Below are 16,084 nucleotides of genomic sequence, written 5' to 3'. Positions count from 1 at the left end.
CGCTTCAAGCCGAGTACATGCTTGAGCTTGCTGACGTTCATCCACTTGCAGGAATACCCGTGGAGGTCGTTGCCCACCGAGAAGGCGATGACGACATTCTTGTCCGGCACTGCAACCATGAGGACCACGTATCCGTCGTGCATCTCACCTGGCGCCAGGAGAAGGAATGGCCTAATCACCCCACGGTGGCTTTTAGCGGCTCACATTCTGAGTTCGTTGAATGGGAGTACCAGACATATGGAGTTCCCCCAAAGTCATAACCTGTCGTTGCAGCGGACGGTATAGCCGTCGACAATCCCCAGCCCCTTTCCTCCATCTTTGCATCCTCATGCCCAGCGACTCCGCCTCCACCCTCCTCCAATCCGGCAACGCCCTGGTCGCCCAGGCACAAGCCGTAGCCACGCAAGACTTCGCAGCAGCACGCGCGTTGTGGCGTCAGGCGGGGGAGCTGTTCCAACGCGCGCACGATGCCGACCCCGGGCTGCACGCGGCGGCGTTCCGGCTCGGTCAGGCGTGGATAGCAGAAGCCCATGCGCTGCAAAAAGAAGGATCTGAAGATGCGACCGCGATGTGGCGGCAAGCGGCGCTGCAGTGCGAGGTGGCCTTCGCGCTCGACCCGCACCATGCAGTGACGGCCATGCACATCGCCAGCTGCTACGCCTGGGCGCAAGACGCCGACGCCAAGCTGGCCTGGGCACAGATTGCGCAGCATCTGCAGGAAGAACACGCAGCCAACATGGCGGCGGATGAGGCAGCACGCTAGCTGACGCAGCCCCCGGCCGCGGCCGAGCAACGCGACGGCCCGTGTGGCTGTCCGGCTGTTGGCTGTTCGGCTCCCCACCCCTGTGGCTGCGCCTGCGGCGGGGCGGTTGCGGGGTGAGCATGGGCGTCGGAGCGCCCATGCCTCGTTGTCTAGCTCGCCGTGGCTGTCTGAACGAAGCGCGCAGCGCGCAGTGAGTTCCACGGCGCACCCCGCAAACGCCCCGACGCAGGTCGCCCCTTCGCAACGCGAAGGGGTCGCAGACTTGGGGTCGCCTTCTCTTTGGTGACTTTCTCTTGGCGACGCAAGAGAAAGTTACCGCGCCGCCGGGCGCGCACCCCGGCTCCCGCCCTCAACAAAGGCATGCGCCCCCATCAGCGAGCCCGCGAGCAGCGCCCAGGTTTCGACAAGCTCAACCCGAACGGCCTGGGGGTGTCGACGAGCACAGGCGTCGACACGCTCAACCCGAACGGCCAGTGATGCAACGCCCCGGTTTCGACAAGCTCAACCCGAACGGTTTTGGGGGTGTCGACAAGTACAAGCTTCGGCAGGCTCAGCGCGAACGGATGGATGATGAAGCGACCAGGCTTCGACAAGCTCAGCCCGAACGGTTGTGGGGGTGTTGCTGCTCTCCCTCGCCGAACTACCCGCCCACCACCGCCCGCCAAATCTCCCCCGCATGCGACACCGCAAACAAAACCAGCCCAATCAGCCCCCCCACCACAGTCCCGTTGATCCGGATGTACTGCAAGTCCTTGCCAATATTCAGCTCGATCAACTGCGTCATCTCCTCAGTGTCCCAACGCCGCACCGTGTCCTCAATATGCTGCGCCACAAACTGCGACACATCCGGCGCAAGCCCCTGCACCCACTGCTCCAGCCGCGCATTGAGTGACTGCCGCAGCGCCGCATCCCCGGCCAGCGACTCCCCCAGCCACTGACCCAACGCCCGCACCTGCCGCGCCACGGCCGACTGCTCGTCCGCCAAGTCACGCCGCAGCGCCCCCCGCACGTCCTGCCACAGCGTCTGCACATAGGCCCCCACCGCACCATCGTTCTGCAGATACGCCCGAATCTCTTCGCACTTGCGGGCCCACTCCGGGTCGGTGCGCAACCGCTCCACAAAACGCGCCACCGCCGTGTCGAACTGCGCGCGCAGCACATGCTGGGGGTTCGCTGCCACCTCGGCCATCAGGCTTTCGAGCGCGCGGGCCAGCAGCGACGACCCCTTGTCGCCCAGCCAGTCGCTGGGCAACAGCTTCTCGGTGCGCGGGTGCTCCTTCTTGAGCCAGGCCACGATGGTCTGCGCCACCCAGGTGCGCGTCTGCTCGTTCTGCAGCAACTCGGTGAGCTTGCCCAGCACATCGTCCAGCAGCGCCTGGTGGCGGCCGTTGTGCGTCAGCGTGTCGAGCACCGTGGCCAGTGCGCCCGACAGGTCGATCTGGCCGATGAGCGAGCGCGCAGCTTTCTGGATGAAGCGCTCCACCTGCGCGTCCTGCACGGTGTCGAGCGCAGCCGACAACAAACGCGTGGCCTGCTGGCCCAGCAGCGCGGCGTTGCCGGGCGCCGTGAGCCAATGCGACAGCCGCTCGGCAGGGTCGTGCCGGCGGATCAGCGCGACCAGCGAGGGCACATCGAGGAACTTGTCGCGCACAAACGTGGCCAGGTTGCGGCCGATGCGCGCCTGGTTGCGCGCAATGACCGCGGTGTGCGGAATGGGCAGACCCAGTGGGCGGCGAAACAGCGCCACCACCGCGAACCAGTCGGCCAGCGCACCCACCATGGCGGCCTCGGCCATGGCCTTTACGAAATTGAGCCACAGGCCGCGCTCGACCACGCTGGTGGCCACGAACACCGCAGTGACCAGCAGCAACAAGCCCAGAGCCTGCCGCTTGGCGCGCCGCAGGGCGCGTGCCGGGTCATCGGTGGTGTCTGAAGAAGGGGGTAGCGGACTGCTGTTCATGCCAACAAGGCGCGCGGTGGCACGACGCCCCGCGCCACGCCACAACGCAGATCAGGGCGCGGCTGCAATCTGGTCCAGCGCCTTCGACAAATGGCCCACGGTGCGGTCCACGTTGTGCCACTTTTCCAGGCCGAACAGGCCGACGCGGAAGGTCTTGAAGTCGGGGCCTTCGTCGCACTGCAGCGGCACGCCCGCAGCGGTCTGCAGGCCCACTTCCATGAACTTCTTGCCGTTCTGGATGCCGGGGTCGGTGGTGTAGCTGACCACCACACCAGGCGCCTTGAAGCCGTCGGCCGCCACGCTGGGGAAGCCGCGCGACTCGAGCAGCGCGCGCACCTTGGCGCCCAGCTCGATCTGCTCTTCGCGCACCTTGGCAAAGCCATAAGCGCGCGTCTCGGCCATCACCTCGGCCAGGCGCACCAGCGCGTCGGTGGGCATGGTGGTGTGGTACGCGTGCTGGCCCTTTTCATAGCCCTCGGCGATCTGCATCCACTTCTTGAGGTCGCACGAAAAGCTGCTGCTCGTGGTGCCGTCGATGGCCTGGCGTGCGCGTTCGCTCAGCATCACCATGGCGCAGCAGGGCGAGCCGCTCCAGCCCTTTTGCGGCGCGCTGATGAGCACGTCCACGCCCGTGGCCTGCATGTCCACCCACATGGCACCGGACGCCACGCAGTCCAGCACGAACAGCGCGCCCACCTCGTGGGCCGCAGCCGTCACGGTGCGAATGTAGTCGTCAGACAGGATGATGCCGCTGGCCGTCTCCACATGGGGGGCGAACACCACCTTGGGCTTTTCGGCGCGGATGGTGGCCGCGACTTCGTCGGCCGGGCATGGCGCCCAGGGCGCCTGCGGGCCGCTGCCCTGCGGACGTGCCTTGCACACGACCGAGCCGCCGCCCAGGCCCTTGTCGGCGTCGAAGATCTGCGTCCAGCGGTAGCTGAACCAGCCGTTGCGCACGATGAGGACCTTCTCGCGGTTGGCGAACTGGCGGGCCACGGCCTCCATGCCGAAGGTGCCGCTGCCGGGCACCAGCACGGCCGTGTGGGCGTGGTAGACCTCTTTCAACGTGCCCAGAATGTCCTGCACCACGCCGGTGAAGCGCTTGGACATGTGGTTGAGCGCGCGGTCGGTGTAGACCACCGAAAACTCAAGCAAACCATCGGGGTCGATATCGGGCAGAAGGCCGGGCATGGGGAGTCTCCACGTGTGAAACTGGGGGCATGAAACAAGGTGATCGGGCCAGCTTATCATGGCCCCGCGCCACCCGGAGCCCGCGCGCCATGCCGTCCAAACCCTTCCAGTTCCTGCCCACCGCCGTGCCCGGCATCGATGCGATGCGGGCCGATTCGCAGTTCGCGTTCGGCAGGCACATGCACCTGCAGTTCGGTCTGGGCGTGATCGACCGGGGTGCGCAGAAATCCATCAGCGGCCGTGGCACGGTGGAGTCGCTTCCCGGCGACACCATCACGGTCAATCCCGGCGAGGCCCACGATGGCAAGCCGCTGGGCGACGGCGGTCGCGCCTGGCGCATGCTGTACCTGGAACCGGCCTTGGTGGCGGACCTGGCGGCCGAGGTGCGCCCGGGCCTGCCAGGCGCGAGCTTCGAGTTCCATGCGCCCAACCTGCGCGACGCACGGCTCACGGCGCAGGTCCACGCGCTGTTCACCGCGGCCACTGTGCACCCGGCTCACGCGGCCGCACCGCTGCGGGTGGAGGAATGCCTGTTCCAGATCCTGGCGCGCCTGCTGCGCTTGCCGGACCCTGGCCGGCATGCAGCTGCGGCGCGCATTGCAACGGCCCGCGCCATGATGGACGATGACCCCACGACCGCCTGGAGCCTGGCGCAGCTGGCCCACGAAGCAGGCTTGAGCCGATACCAGCTGGTGCGCCAGTTCGCGCAGGCGACGGGCCTGACCCCGCATGCCTACCTGGTGCAGCGCAGGTTGCACCACGCGCGGCGACTGATGGCGGCGCGGATGCCGCTGGCCGAAGTCGCCGCCGCCAGCGGCTTTGCCGACCAGAGCCACCTGACACGCCTGTTCGCGCGCAGCTTCGGCGCCACACCGCACGCCTACCTGCGCGCCCACGGCTGATGGCGGGGCGAGAGCTCGCCTGCAATTTTGTTCAAGACGGCAGGCCGGTGGTGAGTCGATGCTGCGGCCATCTCCACCTCATGCCGCTGCGACGCGGCTTCAGCGCCATGGGCATCGAATTCCTCATCACCTCATTCATCGTCGTCGTCTCGCCGGGGCCGGGCGCACTGCTGACCGTGGCGGCCGGGCTCTCGGGCGGCGCACGGGCGGCCGCCGTCACGGCCCTGGGCTGCACGCTGGGCATCGTGCCGCACCTGTTGGCGGCCGTCACCGGGCTGGCCGCGCTGCTCCATGCCAGCGCCACCGCCTTCGACGTTCTGCGCTACGTGGGCGTGGCGTACCTGCTGTACATGGGCTGGGCTACGTGGCGCTCGCCCGCTGCCCTGCAGGTGCGCACCGACGCGCCCGCACGCTCGACCGGCGCGCGCATCGCAGAAGCCATGCTGGTCAACCTCCTCAATCCCAAGCTGTCGCTGTTCTTCCTCACGTTCCTGCCGCAGTTCATCGCGCCGGGCGAAGCGCAGCCCGCGGCACGCATGGCGCAGTTGTCGCTGGTGTTCATGGCGATGACGTTCGTGGTGTTCCTGGCCTACGGCGTCTTTGCGGCACGGTTTCGCAACCAGGTCCTGGAGCGCCCGAGCGTGCTGCTGTGGCTGCGGCGCGGCTTTGCCGCGGCGTTCGTGGCACTGGGGGGAAAGCTGGCGCTGATGCAGCGTTAGACCAACGCCAACGCCAACGCCAACGCCAGCGCCGGCGCCGGCTCACCAGGTATCGACGAACCGGTGCCCCAGCGGCGCCACCTGCGCCGACGCCAGCCCGCGCGCGAGCCACGCCCGGGTGTCGGCCGGGTCGATCACCGCATCGATCTCCAGCGTGGCGGCCATGTGAAGCGCCTCGCCGTTGGCGTACGACCTGGCCAGGAGCTTGGCGAACAGCGCGTCGCGCTCGGGTCCTTCGGGCAGGGCCTCCAGCTCCTTGCGAAAGCCCAGGCGCACTGCGCCTTCCAGGCCCATGGCGCCGAACTCGCCCGTGGGCCAGGCCACCGTGAACACGGGCGCATGGAAGCCCCCGGCCGTCATCCCCATCGCGCCCAGGCCGTAGCCCTTGCGCAGCACCACGCTGAAGGTGGGCACGCGCAGGCTGGCGGCGGTGACAAACAGGCGGCTCACGTGGCGCACCTGGGCCGTGGCTTCGACCTCGGGGCCGACCATGAAGCCGGGCGTGTCCACCAGGCTCACGATAGGCAGACCATGCGCGTTGCACAGCTGCATGAAGCGCGCGCCTTTGTCGGCCGCATCGGCGTCGATGGCGCCGCCCAGGTGCAGCGGGTTGTTGGCCAGAAGGCCCACGGGGCGGCCTTCGATGCGCGCCAGCGCGGTGTGGATGCCGGCGCCGAAGCCGGTGCGCAGCGGCAGCAGGCTGCCCTCGTCCACCAGGCCCGCCATCGCCGTGCGGGTGTCGTACACGCGCAGGCGGTTCTCGGGCACCACGGCGCGCAGCAGGCGCTGGTCGGGTGCGGACCACTGCGGTGTGCGGCCCTGGAAGAACGACAGGTAGTGGCGCGCGGCCTGCACCGCCCCGGCCTCGTCCTCCACCAGCACGTCGATCACGCCATTGGCATGCTGCACTCCGCTTGGGCCGATCTGCTCGGGCTTGAAGATGCCCAGGCCGCCGCCTTCGATCATGGCCGGGCCGCCCATGCCGATGTTGCTGCCGCGCGTGGCGATGATCACGTCGCTGCAGCCCAGCAGCGCCGCGTTGCCGGCAAAGCAGCGCCCCGCCGCGATGCCGATCACCGGCACCTGGCCCGACAGCGCGGCGTAGCTGGCGAACGTGTGCACGTGCAGGCCTGCCACGATGGGCATGTCGGTATCGCCCGGGCGTCCACCGCCGCCTTCGGCCCACAGCACCACCGGGAGCTTCTGCGCGAGGGCGATGCCCAGCATGCGGTCGGTCTTGGCGTGGTTGCGCGCACCCTGGGTGCCGGCCAGCACGGTGGCGTCGTACGACATGACGACGGCGCGGGATTTCTCGGGCCCGAAGAGTGCGCCGTTGATGCCGCCGATGCCGGTGACCATGCCGTCGGCGGGCGTGTTGGCGATGAGGTCGTCCAGGCTGCGGCGGCGCGTCTGCGCGGCGATGGCCAGCGCCCCGTATTCGATGAAGCTGCCGTCGTCGCACAGGTCGGCGATGTTCTCGCGCGCGGAGCGCCCGCCTTGCGCGTGGCGCTTGGCCATCGCCTCGGGGCGCGCGGCGTCGAGCGTGAAGGCGTGGCGGTCGATCATGCGCTGCAGGTCGGCGCGAATGTGGTCGGGGTCGAGCGCGGCGCTGCCCTGCACGTCCACACCGGCCACATCTTCGACCGCCTCCAGCACCAGCAGCGGCTGCCCCTGCGCCAAGTAGCTGCCTGCCACGGCCAGCAGCGCGCACACCCGGCCCGCATGCGGGGCCAGCAGCACGTGCTCCATCTTCATGGCTTCGAGCACGGCCAGCTCGGCGCCCGCGGCGACCACGTCGCCCTCGGCCACGCTGAGCTGCACCAGGCGCGCGGGCATGGGGGCCAGCACGGCGCCTGGCGGTGCAAGCGCGGGTGCGAGAGCGGACGCAGTGTTTTTAGTGTCTTTCAGGCCGCTACCGCTTGTTGGACAAGCACTAGCAGCTATGTTTTTAATAGCATCCAGCAACTCGGACAACACAGATTCGAGCCAGCGGGTGTGCACCTGCTGGCTTTCCATCTCAGGCCGCGCGGCCAGGGCCTGCAGCAGCGCCAGGTTGGTGGCCACGCCCTCGATGCGGCACTCGGCCAGCGCACGCTGCGAGCGGCGCAGCGCATCGGCAAAGTGCGGGCTGCGCGTGTGCACGATGAGCTTGGCCAGCAGCGTGTCGTAGTGCGGCGACGGCGCGGTGCCCGCTGCGCCGTGGGTGTCCACGCGCACGCCGGGGCCCGTGGGCAGGTCGAAGCGCTTCAGCGTGCCGCTGCCGGGGGTGGCGCCGCCCTGGGCATCCAGCGTCTCGGCGTTGATGCGCCACTGCACCGCAAAACCCTGGACGGGCGGCGGCGCGGCGGGGTTCAGGCCAATGTCCTTCAGCGTTCGGCCCGCGGCCAGCGCGATCTGCGCCTGCACCAGGTCCACGCCGGTGACCTCTTCGGTGATGGTGTGCTCCACCTGCAGGCGCGGGTTGCATTCGATGAAGACGAAGGGCAGGTCGCTGGAGGCCAGGTCCACCAGGAACTCGAAGGTGCCCAGGCCTTCGTAGGCCACGGCCCGCGCCATCGACAAGGCAGCGGTGGTGATGCGCTCGCGCAGCGCTGCGGGCAGCGAAGGGCTGGGCGCGATCTCCACCACCTTCTGAAAGCGCCGCTGCAGCGTGCACTCGCGCTCGCCCAGCGCGATCACCTCGCGCCCGTCGCCCAGCACCTGCACCTCGATGTGGCGGGCGTTGACCATCAGGCGCTCCACGTACACGCCGTCCACACCAAAGGCGGCCTGCGCCTCGCTGCGGCAGCGCGCGTAGGCGGCGGGCAGGTCATCGGCCGACGCCACCGCGCGCATGCCCCGCCCGCCGCCGCCGCCGATGGCCTTGATGACGATGCCTGCCGTGGCGTGCTGCGCGAAGAAGGCCTGCGCTTCGCCGAGCGACACCGCCGCCTGCGTGCCGGGCATCAGCGGCACGCCCTGCTGCTGCGCCAGCGCACGGGCCTGCGCCTTGTCGCCGAACAGCGCCAGCTGCGCGGGCGTGGGGCCGATGAAGCGCAGCCCGGCGTCGGCGCACGCACGGGCGAAGTCGGCGCGCTCGCTCAAGAAGCCGTAGCCGGGGTGCACGGCATCGCAGCCCTGCGCCTTGGCAATGGCGATGAGGCGCGCACCGTCCAGGTACGCCGCGGGGCCGGTGGCGCCCAGCGCGACTGCGGTGCTGGCCGCGTGCACGTGGGGGCTGGCGGCGTCGTCGTCGGCAAACACGGCCACGCTGGCAACTCCCAGGTCATGCAGGGCGCGCACGGTGCGCAGCGCGATCTCGCCGCGGTTGGCAACCAGGACTTTGGCGAACAGGGGGCGGTCGGTCATGCAGATGTACCCAGAGGAGGGGTGAAGTTGCCGTGCATTCTGGCGGGCAGCGGCGGGCGCAGGTGGCATGCAAGCGACAGCCCCGCCGCCGCCACGGCATCACCACGGCATCACCACGGCACTGTCGCACGTCCCCTGCACACCGCGCCAAAAACCCCTGAAAATCAACCCACCAGCAGGCGCCGCTACGATGCGCCTTTTGCATTTGTTTGCCCACAGGACGCCCATGCCCGACTTTCGCAGCGACACCGTCACCCAGCCCACGCCCGCCATGCGCGAGGCCATGTTCAAAGCCCCGCTGGGCGACGATGTGTTTGCCGACGACCCTTCGGTGAACGCGCTGCAGGAGCATGCGGCGCAGTTGCTGGGCTTCGAGGCCGCACTGTTCGCCCCCTCGGGCACGCAGACCAACCTGATCGCGCTGTGGGGCCACTGCCAGCGCGGCGACGAGGCCATCGTGGGCCAGAGCTGGCACACCTACCGCTGGGAGGCCGGCGGCATGGCGGTGCTGGGCTCCATCCAGCCGCAGCCGGTGGAGACGCAGCCCGATGGCACGCTGCGCATTGCCGACATCGCTGCCGCCATCAAGCCGGACGACCCGCACTTCGCGCGCACCCGCCTGGTGGTGCTGGAGAACACGACCGGCGGCCAGGTGCTGCCGCCCGCCTACATCGCCGAGGTGGCGCAGCTGGCACGCAGCCGGGGGCTGGCCATGCACCTGGACGGCGCGCGCCTGTTCAACGCCGCCACGGCCAATGCAGCGCGCCACGGCACCGATGTGTACGACGAGGCGCGTTCGCTGTGCAGCCATTTCGATTCGGCGTCGCTGTGCCTGAGCAAGGGCCTGGGCGCGCCGGTCGGCTCGCTGGTGCTGGGCTCGCGCGACTTCATCCGCCAAGCCCGCCGCACCCGCAAGATTTTGGGCGGCGGCATGCGCCAGGCCGGCGTGCTGGCCGCTGCGGGCCACTACGCACTGGACCACCACGTGCGCCGCCTGGCCGACGACCATGCGAACCTGGCGCGGCTGGCGCAGGGGCTGAGCGATCTCAACCAGAGCCATCCGGTGCTGCAGGGCAAGATCACCGTCCACCCCTGGCAGACCAACATCCTGTTCACCGACCTGCATGCGGATGTGGCCCCGGCGTTCACGGCCTGGCTGGCCGAGCACGGCGTGCGGGTGACGAGCAGCCTGTACGGCGTCGCCACGCGCCTGCGCTGGGTAGCGCATCTGGACGTGAGCGAGGCGGATGTGACCGCGGCGCTGGACTGCGTGAAGCGGTTCCAGTTGCCGGGCTGATCGGCCTTCTCGCGCTTCAGGCGGCGGGGTAGGCCCGCCCTCCGAAGATGCCGGTGCCCACACGCACCATCGTGCTGCCGGCGTGGATGGCGGCTTCCAGGTCGGCCGTCATGCCCAGGGACAGGGTGTCGAAGTGTTCGAGGCTGGGTTCCTGCAGCGCCGCTATCTGGTCAAAAAGCGCCTTGGCGCCCGCATGAAGGGCGCGCTGCGCTTCGAATTCAGGAGCATGGTCCGGGATGCTCATGATCCCGCGCACCACCAGCCGTGGCAGTTTCGCGACAGCGCGCACCAATTCCAGCGTGTCGGCGGGCGCCACGCCGGACTTGGTGGCGCCGCCGTCGATGTTGACCTGCACGCATATTTGTAACGGCGCCAGGTGCTCCGGCCGCTGGGCCGACAGGCGCTCGGCGATCTTCAGGCGGTCCACCGTGTGAACCCAGTCGAAGTGCTCGGCCACCAGGCGCGTCTTGTTGCTCTGGATGGGCCCGATGCAGTGCCACTGCAGCGCCACGGCGGGCTCCGCAGCGCGCAGGGCGATGATCTTGTCCACGCCTTCCTGGATGTAGTTCTCGCCGAAGTCGCGCTGCCCGGCAGCAACAGCCTCGGTCACCGCGTCGGCGCCGAAGGTCTTGGAAACGGCCAGCAGGAGCACACTGGCGGGGTCGCGCGAAGCAGCTGTGCACGCCTGCGCCATCCTGCCCAGAACCTGTTGGAGGTTGTTAGCAATCGTGGTCATAATGTTTGACAGCGTATCAAACGATTAGAGGGATTCCGTGGACATTACCCAACTGCTCGCTTTCAGCGTCAAGAACAAGGCCTCCGACCTGCACCTTTCAGCCGGTCTGCCGCCCATGATCCGGGTCCACGGGGATGTCCGCCGCATCAACGTCGATGCGCTCGACCACAAGACGGTGCATGCCATGGTGTACGACATCATGAGCGACTCGCAGCGCAAGACGTACGAAGAATTCCTCGAAGTCGACTTCTCGTTCGAGATCGAAGGCCTGGCGCGCTTTCGCGTCAACGCCTTCAACCAGAACCGCGGCGCGGCCGCCGTGTTCCGGACCATTCCTTCCAAGATCCTGACCCTTGAGCAGCTCAACGCGCCCAAGATCTTCGGCGACCTGGCCTTGAAGCCGCGCGGCCTGGTGCTGGTGACCGGCCCCACGGGCTCGGGCAAGTCGACCACGCTGGCCGCCATGGTCAACTACCTGAACGAAACCGAGTACGGCCACATCCTCACGGTGGAGGACCCGATCGAGTTCGTGCACGAATCCAAGAAGTGCCTGATCAACCAGCGCGAAGTCGGCCCGATGACGCTGTCGTTCGCCGCCGCGCTGAAGTCCGCACTGCGCGAAGACCCGGACGCCATCCTGGTGGGCGAAATGCGCGACCTGGAAACCATCCGCCTGGCCATGACGGCTGCGGAAACGGGCCACTTGGTGTTCGGCACGCTGCACACCTCCAGCGCCGCCAAGACCATCGACCGGATCATCGACGTGTTCCCGGCCGAAGAAAAGGAAATGGTCCGCGCGATGCTGTCCGAGTCGCTGCAGGCCGTGATCTCGCAGACGCTGTGCAAGACCAAGGACGGCTCGGGCCGCGTGGCGGCGCACGAGATCATGCTGGGCACCAGCGCCATCCGCAACCTGATCCGCGAAGCCAAGGTGGCGCAGATGTACTCCACCATCCAGACCAGCAACAGTGTGGGCATGCAGACGCTGGACCAGAACCTGACCGACCTGGTCCGCCGCAACATCATCAGCCCGGCCGAAGCCCGCGCCAAGGCCAAGATCCCGGATAACTTCCCAGGCTGAAATGCGACACCCCCTGAGTCGCTTCCCGCCCTCCCCCTCTCTCGCATTGCTGCGCAATGCAGGATGGGGACGCCCCCAGTGCGGCGGGGCGGCCCTTGCACGGGGGCGCTGGCTTGGGCCGCGCCGACTCCGAACGCTCTGCGATCCAGACTTCACCACATTGACAGACGACACGGCGGCGCACAGCGTCGCACTACGGAGCTCACTATGAAAGGCATTCTTGGCCTTCTGAAAATGAAAACCCGCAACGGCAAGCCCGCGGACGACCACACGGATTCCGTGCTGTTCTCCACCGCGTTCGCCGGGCAGGGTGTGGACGACTCGATGCTGGTACCCTGGGAGGCCCGCGCTGTGGAAGTGGGCGCCAAGCGCCTGCCCACCAGCCGCGGCGGCAAGCTGCTGCAGGGGCTGTGGGCCAAGGACAAGTACATGGCGCACCTGGACAAAGACGCCGTGGAGCGCATGGAGCGCTTCTTCGAGTTCGCCGCCATCCCGTCCAACCGCGACGTGATCCGCCAGGACGAATACGGCAACTTCATGGTGGTGCTCCTCACCGGCACCATCGCGGTCGACCGCGTGCAGCCCTGGGGCGAACAACTGCGCCTGGCCGAGACGCGGCCCGGCGACATCCTGGGTGAAATGTCGCTCTTGGACAGCGGTATCCGATTTTCGGCCTGCACCACGCTGACCGACTGCGAGATCGCCGTGCTGTCGGCTGAAGCCATGGACGACATGATGACCAAGGACCCGCAACTGGCCGCCAGCCTGATTGCCCTGCTGGCCCGCAAGCTGTCACTGCGCCTGCGCGTGGTCAGTGCGCGATTGAGCGACAACCAGAAGTGATACCAATGATGCGCCGACGATTCAACATCATCAACCGTAGCCGCCGTGCCGGCGGACACGCCAGGGAGAACATCTGATGGAACGCGATCAGGCCAGTAAATTCATCAATGACCTGCTCAAGTTGATGGTCAGCCGCAACGGCAGCGACTTGTTCATCACAGCAGAATTCCCACCGGCCATGAAGGTGGACGGCAAGGTGACCAAGGTCTCGCCGCAGCCCCTGACGCCCGCTCACACGATGACGCTGGCCCGCTCGGTCATGAGCGACAAGCAGGTGGCGGATTTCGAGCGCACCAAGGAATGCAACTTCGCCATCTCGCCCGCGGGCGTGGGCCGGTTCCGGGTGAATGCCTTTGTCCAGCAGGGCAAGGTCGGCATGGTGATGCGGACGATTCCGCTCACGCTGCCCACCATCGACGGACTGGGCGTGCCGCAGGTGCTCAAGGACGTGACGATGACCAAGCGCGGCCTGTGCATCCTGGTGGGTGCCACGGGCTCGGGCAAGTCGACCACGCTGGCCGCCATGGTGGACTGGCGCAACGAGAACTCGTTCGGCCACATCATCACGGTGGAAGACCCTGTGGAATTCGTGCACCCGCACAAGAACTGCGTGGTCACGCAGCGCGAAGTGGGCCTGGATACCGACAGCTGGGAAGCGGCCCTGAAGAACACGCTGCGCCAGGCCCCAGACGTGATCCTGATGGGCGAAATCCGCGACCGCGAAACCATGGAGCACGCCGTGGCGTTTGCCGAAACCGGCCACTTGTGCCTGGCCACGCTGCATGCCAACAGCGCCAACCAGGCGCTGGACCGGATCATCAACTTCTTCCCCGAAGAGCGCCGCCCGCAGCTGCTGATGGACCTGTCGCTCAACCTGCGCGCCATGGTGTCGCAGCGCCTGATCCCCAAGCAGGACGGCAAGGGCCGCGCCGCCGCCGTGGAGATCATGCTGAACACGCCGCTGATCTCGGACCTGATCTTCAAGGGCGATGTCCACGAGATCAAGGAGATCATGAAGAAGAGCCGCAACCTGGGCATGCAGACCTTCGACCAGGCGCTGTTCGACCTGTACGAGGCCAACATGATCACCTACGAGGACGCGCTGCGCAACGCCGATTCGCTGAACGACCTGCGCCTGCAGATCAAGCTCAACAGCCAGCGTGCCAAGTCGCCGGACCTGGCGCAGGGTACCGAGCATTTCGCGATCGTCTGAAGCCCCCCTGAGCCGCTCTGCGGCTTCCCCCGAGGGGGACGCCACCGGTGGCCGGGCAAAGCCCGCTCCACGGTGGCCCTGGCGGGTACGCGCCCCTTGCGGGCGTTTTCTTTTTTGATTCACCACTTTTACTCTTCCACCCATGCCAAGCACGAATCCCCGCAGCTACGACGCCACCCCTTCCCGCAAGGTCGCCTTCCTGGGCCTGGGGGTGATGGGCTATCCGATGGCCGGACACCTCGCGCTGGCGGGGCATGAGGTCACGGTGTACAACCGCACCGCTACCAAATCGATAGCTTGGTGCGCAGAGTACGCGGGCGCCACAGCCCCAAAACATGCACCCACGCCGCGCGAGGCGGCGGCCGGGGCGGACATCGTGTTCTGCTGCGTGGGCAATGACGATGACCTGCGCTCCGTGACGCTCGGTGCCGACGGTGCGTTTGCGGGCATGAAGCCGGGCGCGGTCTTCGTGGACCACACCACCGCGTCGGCCGAGGTGGCGCGCGAGCTGTATGCCGCCGCCAAGGCGCAGGGCCTGCAGTTTGTCGATGCGCCCGTTTCGGGCGGCCAGGCCGGTGCGCAGAACGGGCAGCTCACGGTGATGTGCGGTGGCGACGCCGATGCGTTCAACACCGCCCAGCCCGTGGCCGCGGCGTTTGCACGTGCCTTCACGCTGCTGGGCGACAGCGGCGCGGGCCAGTTGGCGAAGATGGTCAACCAGATCTGTATTGCCGGGCTGGTGCAGGGCCTGTCCGAGGCCGTGGCATTCGGCCAGAACGCGGGCCTGGACATGAAGCAGGTGCTGGACGTGATCGGCAAGGGCGCGGCCCAGAGCTGGCAGATGGACAACCGCGGCAAGACCATGGTGGACGACAAGTTCGACTTCGGCTTTGCGGTGGACTGGATGCGCAAGGACCTGGGCCTGGTGCTGGACGAGGCCAAGCGCAACGGCTCGCGCGTGCCGGTGACGGCGCTGGTGGACCAGTTCTATGCCGACGTGCAGAAGATGGGCGGCAACCGCTGGGATACGTCGAGCCTGGTCAAGCGGCTGAAGTGAAGCCCCCCTGAGTCGCCTGCGGCGCCTCGGTGGCACGCGCCAGAGGCGCGGCCTCTTCGGCCTGTCCAAGCCTGCGCAGGCAGGCTTGGAGCCGCGGGCCTCAGCCCCCGAGGGGGGACGCACCCGGTGGCCCGGCAGAGCCGGTTCCACGGGTGCGCTGGCTTGTGCAGCGCCAGTTTCACAGCACGGCGCGCAGGGTCGTCGCCAAAAAAAGAATCCCGGCCGCGTGTTGCGCGCCGGGATTTCTTTTTTAGTCAGCGGTCATGCAGGCTGCCTGGCCTGCTGGATGATATTCAGCCGCCTGCAGGCTTGGTGTTGTCCGTGGTGACGGGCGCGGGCTGCGGTGCGATGCGGCGCAGTTCTTCTTCCGAGACGATCTCGAACACGCGCACGACCTTGGTCACGCCGCTCACGCCGCGCGCGATGTCGGAGGCGCGGGTGGCTTCGCGCTGCGACACGCGGCCCATCAGGTAGACGATGCCGCGCTCGGTCACCACCTTGAAGGAGTTGGCCGAGATGTCTTTCGCGTCCACCAGGCTGGCGCGGACCTTGCCGGTGATGAAGGTGTCGTTGGAGCGCTGGCTCAGCGTGGTGGTGGGCATGACGGCCAGGTCGTTGACCACCGAGCGGGTGTTCTCCACCTGCGAGACGATCTGCTCCACGGTCTGCCGGTCCTGGGCCGTGGCGACCTCGCCGGTCAGCAGGGCCTGGCGGTTGTAGCTGGTTACGTTGACGTGCGCGCGGTCGCCCAACGTTTCGCGGATGCGGGCGGCAGCGCGCAGTTCGATGCCTTCGTCCTCGATCTGCGTGCCGGCCGTGCGGCGGTCGATGGCCATCACGCCACCCACCATGGCACCGCCGACGATCAGCGGCGCGCAGGCTGCGAGGCCCCCGGCCAGGGCGGCTGCGGCGAGCACGGTGCACACCGCACGGGATGCGCGGCGAAGGGTCGGGTTCATGGTCGTCGTCGTTTG

General features: G+C 67.9%; 13 protein-coding genes. 8 read left to right on the top strand and 5 right to left on the bottom strand.

Annotated elements, in window-relative coordinates; genetic code table 11:
- The first annotated feature begins 328 nt into the window (after positions 1-328).
- Positions 329-763 carry a hypothetical protein gene (locus tag ACSQ3N_RS02815; protein ID WP_436145526.1) on the top strand — a complete coding sequence of 145 codons (435 nt, stop codon included), beginning with the start codon at positions 329-331 and terminating at the stop codon, positions 761-763.
- A 640-nt stretch (positions 764-1,403) separates the two neighbouring features.
- Here ACSQ3N_RS02815 and ACSQ3N_RS02810 read toward each other — a convergent pair.
- Both ACSQ3N_RS02810 and ACSQ3N_RS02805 read right to left on the bottom strand, forming a co-directional pair.
- The gene (locus ACSQ3N_RS02810) at positions 1,404-2,723 is read right to left on the bottom strand and encodes a DUF445 domain-containing protein (RefSeq protein WP_436145525.1); all 1,320 of its coding nucleotides are present in this window, start codon (positions 2,721-2,723) and stop codon (positions 1,404-1,406) included.
- 51 nt (positions 2,724-2,774) lie between these two features.
- The gene (locus ACSQ3N_RS02805) at positions 2,775-3,914 is read right to left on the bottom strand and encodes an aminotransferase class V-fold PLP-dependent enzyme (RefSeq protein ID WP_436145524.1); all 1,140 of its coding nucleotides are present in this window, start codon (positions 3,912-3,914) and stop codon (positions 2,775-2,777) included.
- 89 nt (positions 3,915-4,003) lie between these two features.
- Here ACSQ3N_RS02805 and ACSQ3N_RS02800 point away from each other — a divergent pair, with 89 nt between their 5' ends.
- Both ACSQ3N_RS02800 and ACSQ3N_RS02795 read left to right on the top strand, forming a co-directional pair.
- Positions 4,004-4,816 (top strand): AraC family transcriptional regulator, encoded by an 813-nt coding sequence (locus ACSQ3N_RS02800; protein ID WP_436145523.1) that lies wholly within the window; start codon positions 4,004-4,006, stop codon positions 4,814-4,816.
- An 80-nt stretch (positions 4,817-4,896) separates the two neighbouring features.
- Positions 4,897-5,535: a LysE family translocator gene (locus tag ACSQ3N_RS02795; RefSeq protein ID WP_436145522.1), complete on the top strand. Its 639-nt coding sequence runs from the start codon at positions 4,897-4,899 to the stop codon at positions 5,533-5,535.
- A gap of 42 nt (positions 5,536-5,577) precedes the next feature.
- On the opposite strand, the gene ACSQ3N_RS02790 is transcribed toward ACSQ3N_RS02795, so the two are convergent.
- The gene (locus tag ACSQ3N_RS02790) at positions 5,578-8,868 is read right to left on the bottom strand and encodes a carboxyl transferase domain-containing protein (RefSeq protein WP_436147909.1); all 3,291 of its coding nucleotides are present in this window, start codon (positions 8,866-8,868) and stop codon (positions 5,578-5,580) included.
- A 241-nt stretch (positions 8,869-9,109) separates the two neighbouring features.
- Between ACSQ3N_RS02790 and ltaE the strand changes: the two genes are divergently transcribed.
- Positions 9,110-10,180: a low-specificity L-threonine aldolase gene (gene ltaE / locus ACSQ3N_RS02785; RefSeq protein ID WP_436145521.1), complete on the top strand. Its 1,071-nt coding sequence runs from the start codon at positions 9,110-9,112 to the stop codon at positions 10,178-10,180.
- A 16-nt stretch (positions 10,181-10,196) separates the two neighbouring features.
- On the opposite strand, the gene ACSQ3N_RS02780 is transcribed toward ltaE, so the two are convergent.
- Positions 10,197-10,916 carry a YggS family pyridoxal phosphate-dependent enzyme gene (locus ACSQ3N_RS02780; RefSeq protein ID WP_436145520.1) on the bottom strand — a complete coding sequence of 240 codons (720 nt, stop codon included), beginning with the start codon at positions 10,914-10,916 and terminating at the stop codon, positions 10,197-10,199.
- Positions 10,917-10,953: 37 nt separating this feature from the next.
- Between ACSQ3N_RS02780 and ACSQ3N_RS02775 the strand changes: the two genes are divergently transcribed.
- From ACSQ3N_RS02775 to ACSQ3N_RS02760, 4 genes are all read left to right on the top strand, one after another.
- Positions 10,954-11,997, top strand: coding sequence for a type IV pilus twitching motility protein PilT (locus ACSQ3N_RS02775; RefSeq protein WP_056165066.1), 1,044 nt, complete (start codon positions 10,954-10,956; stop codon positions 11,995-11,997).
- A 207-nt stretch (positions 11,998-12,204) separates the two neighbouring features.
- Positions 12,205-12,840, top strand: a complete 636-nt coding sequence (locus ACSQ3N_RS02770) for a Crp/Fnr family transcriptional regulator (protein ID WP_056165064.1) — start codon at positions 12,205-12,207, stop codon at positions 12,838-12,840.
- Positions 12,841-12,916: 76 nt separating this feature from the next.
- Positions 12,917-14,053 (top strand): PilT/PilU family type 4a pilus ATPase, encoded by a 1,137-nt coding sequence (locus ACSQ3N_RS02765; protein ID WP_056165062.1) that lies wholly within the window; start codon positions 12,917-12,919, stop codon positions 14,051-14,053.
- Positions 14,054-14,195: 142 nt separating this feature from the next.
- Positions 14,196-15,110 carry an NAD(P)-dependent oxidoreductase gene (locus ACSQ3N_RS02760; protein WP_396505167.1) on the top strand — a complete coding sequence of 305 codons (915 nt, stop codon included), beginning with the start codon at positions 14,196-14,198 and terminating at the stop codon, positions 15,108-15,110.
- Positions 15,111-15,403: 293 nt separating this feature from the next.
- Here the strand turns inward: ACSQ3N_RS02760 and ACSQ3N_RS02755 are convergent, their stop codons facing one another.
- Positions 15,404-16,069, bottom strand: coding sequence for a BON domain-containing protein (locus tag ACSQ3N_RS02755; RefSeq protein ID WP_436127689.1), 666 nt, complete (start codon positions 16,067-16,069; stop codon positions 15,404-15,406).
- Positions 16,070-16,084 lie beyond the last annotated feature (15 nt).

The organism is Acidovorax sp. LjRoot194, from assembly GCF_964253015.1.
Taxonomy (GTDB): Bacteria; Pseudomonadota; Gammaproteobacteria; order Burkholderiales; family Burkholderiaceae_C; genus Acidovorax.
This window is presented reverse-complemented; position numbering and strand designations above follow the sequence as displayed.

What these genes read in the sequence shown, in the direction of transcription:
- ACSQ3N_RS02815 (WP_436145526.1), top strand. Translation starts at nt 329, where the DNA reads ATGCCCAGCGACTCCGCCTCCACCCTCCTCCAATCCGGCAACGCCCTG.
- ACSQ3N_RS02810 (WP_436145525.1), bottom strand. Translation starts at nt 2,723, where the DNA reads ATGAACAGCAGTCCGCTACCCCCTTCTTCAGACACCACCGATGACCCG.
- ACSQ3N_RS02805 (WP_436145524.1), bottom strand. Translation starts at nt 3,914, where the DNA reads ATGCCCGGCCTTCTGCCCGATATCGACCCCGATGGTTTGCTTGAGTTT.
- ACSQ3N_RS02800 (WP_436145523.1), top strand. Translation starts at nt 4,004, where the DNA reads ATGCCGTCCAAACCCTTCCAGTTCCTGCCCACCGCCGTGCCCGGCATC.
- ACSQ3N_RS02795 (WP_436145522.1), top strand. Translation starts at nt 4,897, where the DNA reads ATGCCGCTGCGACGCGGCTTCAGCGCCATGGGCATCGAATTCCTCATC.
- ltaE (WP_436145521.1), top strand. Translation starts at nt 9,110, where the DNA reads ATGCCCGACTTTCGCAGCGACACCGTCACCCAGCCCACGCCCGCCATG.
- ACSQ3N_RS02780 (WP_436145520.1), bottom strand. Translation starts at nt 10,916, where the DNA reads ATGACCACGATTGCTAACAACCTCCAACAGGTTCTGGGCAGGATGGCG.
- ACSQ3N_RS02770 (WP_056165064.1), top strand. Translation starts at nt 12,205, where the DNA reads ATGAAAGGCATTCTTGGCCTTCTGAAAATGAAAACCCGCAACGGCAAG.
- ACSQ3N_RS02765 (WP_056165062.1), top strand. Translation starts at nt 12,917, where the DNA reads ATGGAACGCGATCAGGCCAGTAAATTCATCAATGACCTGCTCAAGTTG.
- ACSQ3N_RS02760 (WP_396505167.1), top strand. Translation starts at nt 14,196, where the DNA reads ATGCCAAGCACGAATCCCCGCAGCTACGACGCCACCCCTTCCCGCAAG.
- ACSQ3N_RS02755 (WP_436127689.1), bottom strand. Translation starts at nt 16,069, where the DNA reads ATGAACCCGACCCTTCGCCGCGCATCCCGTGCGGTGTGCACCGTGCTC.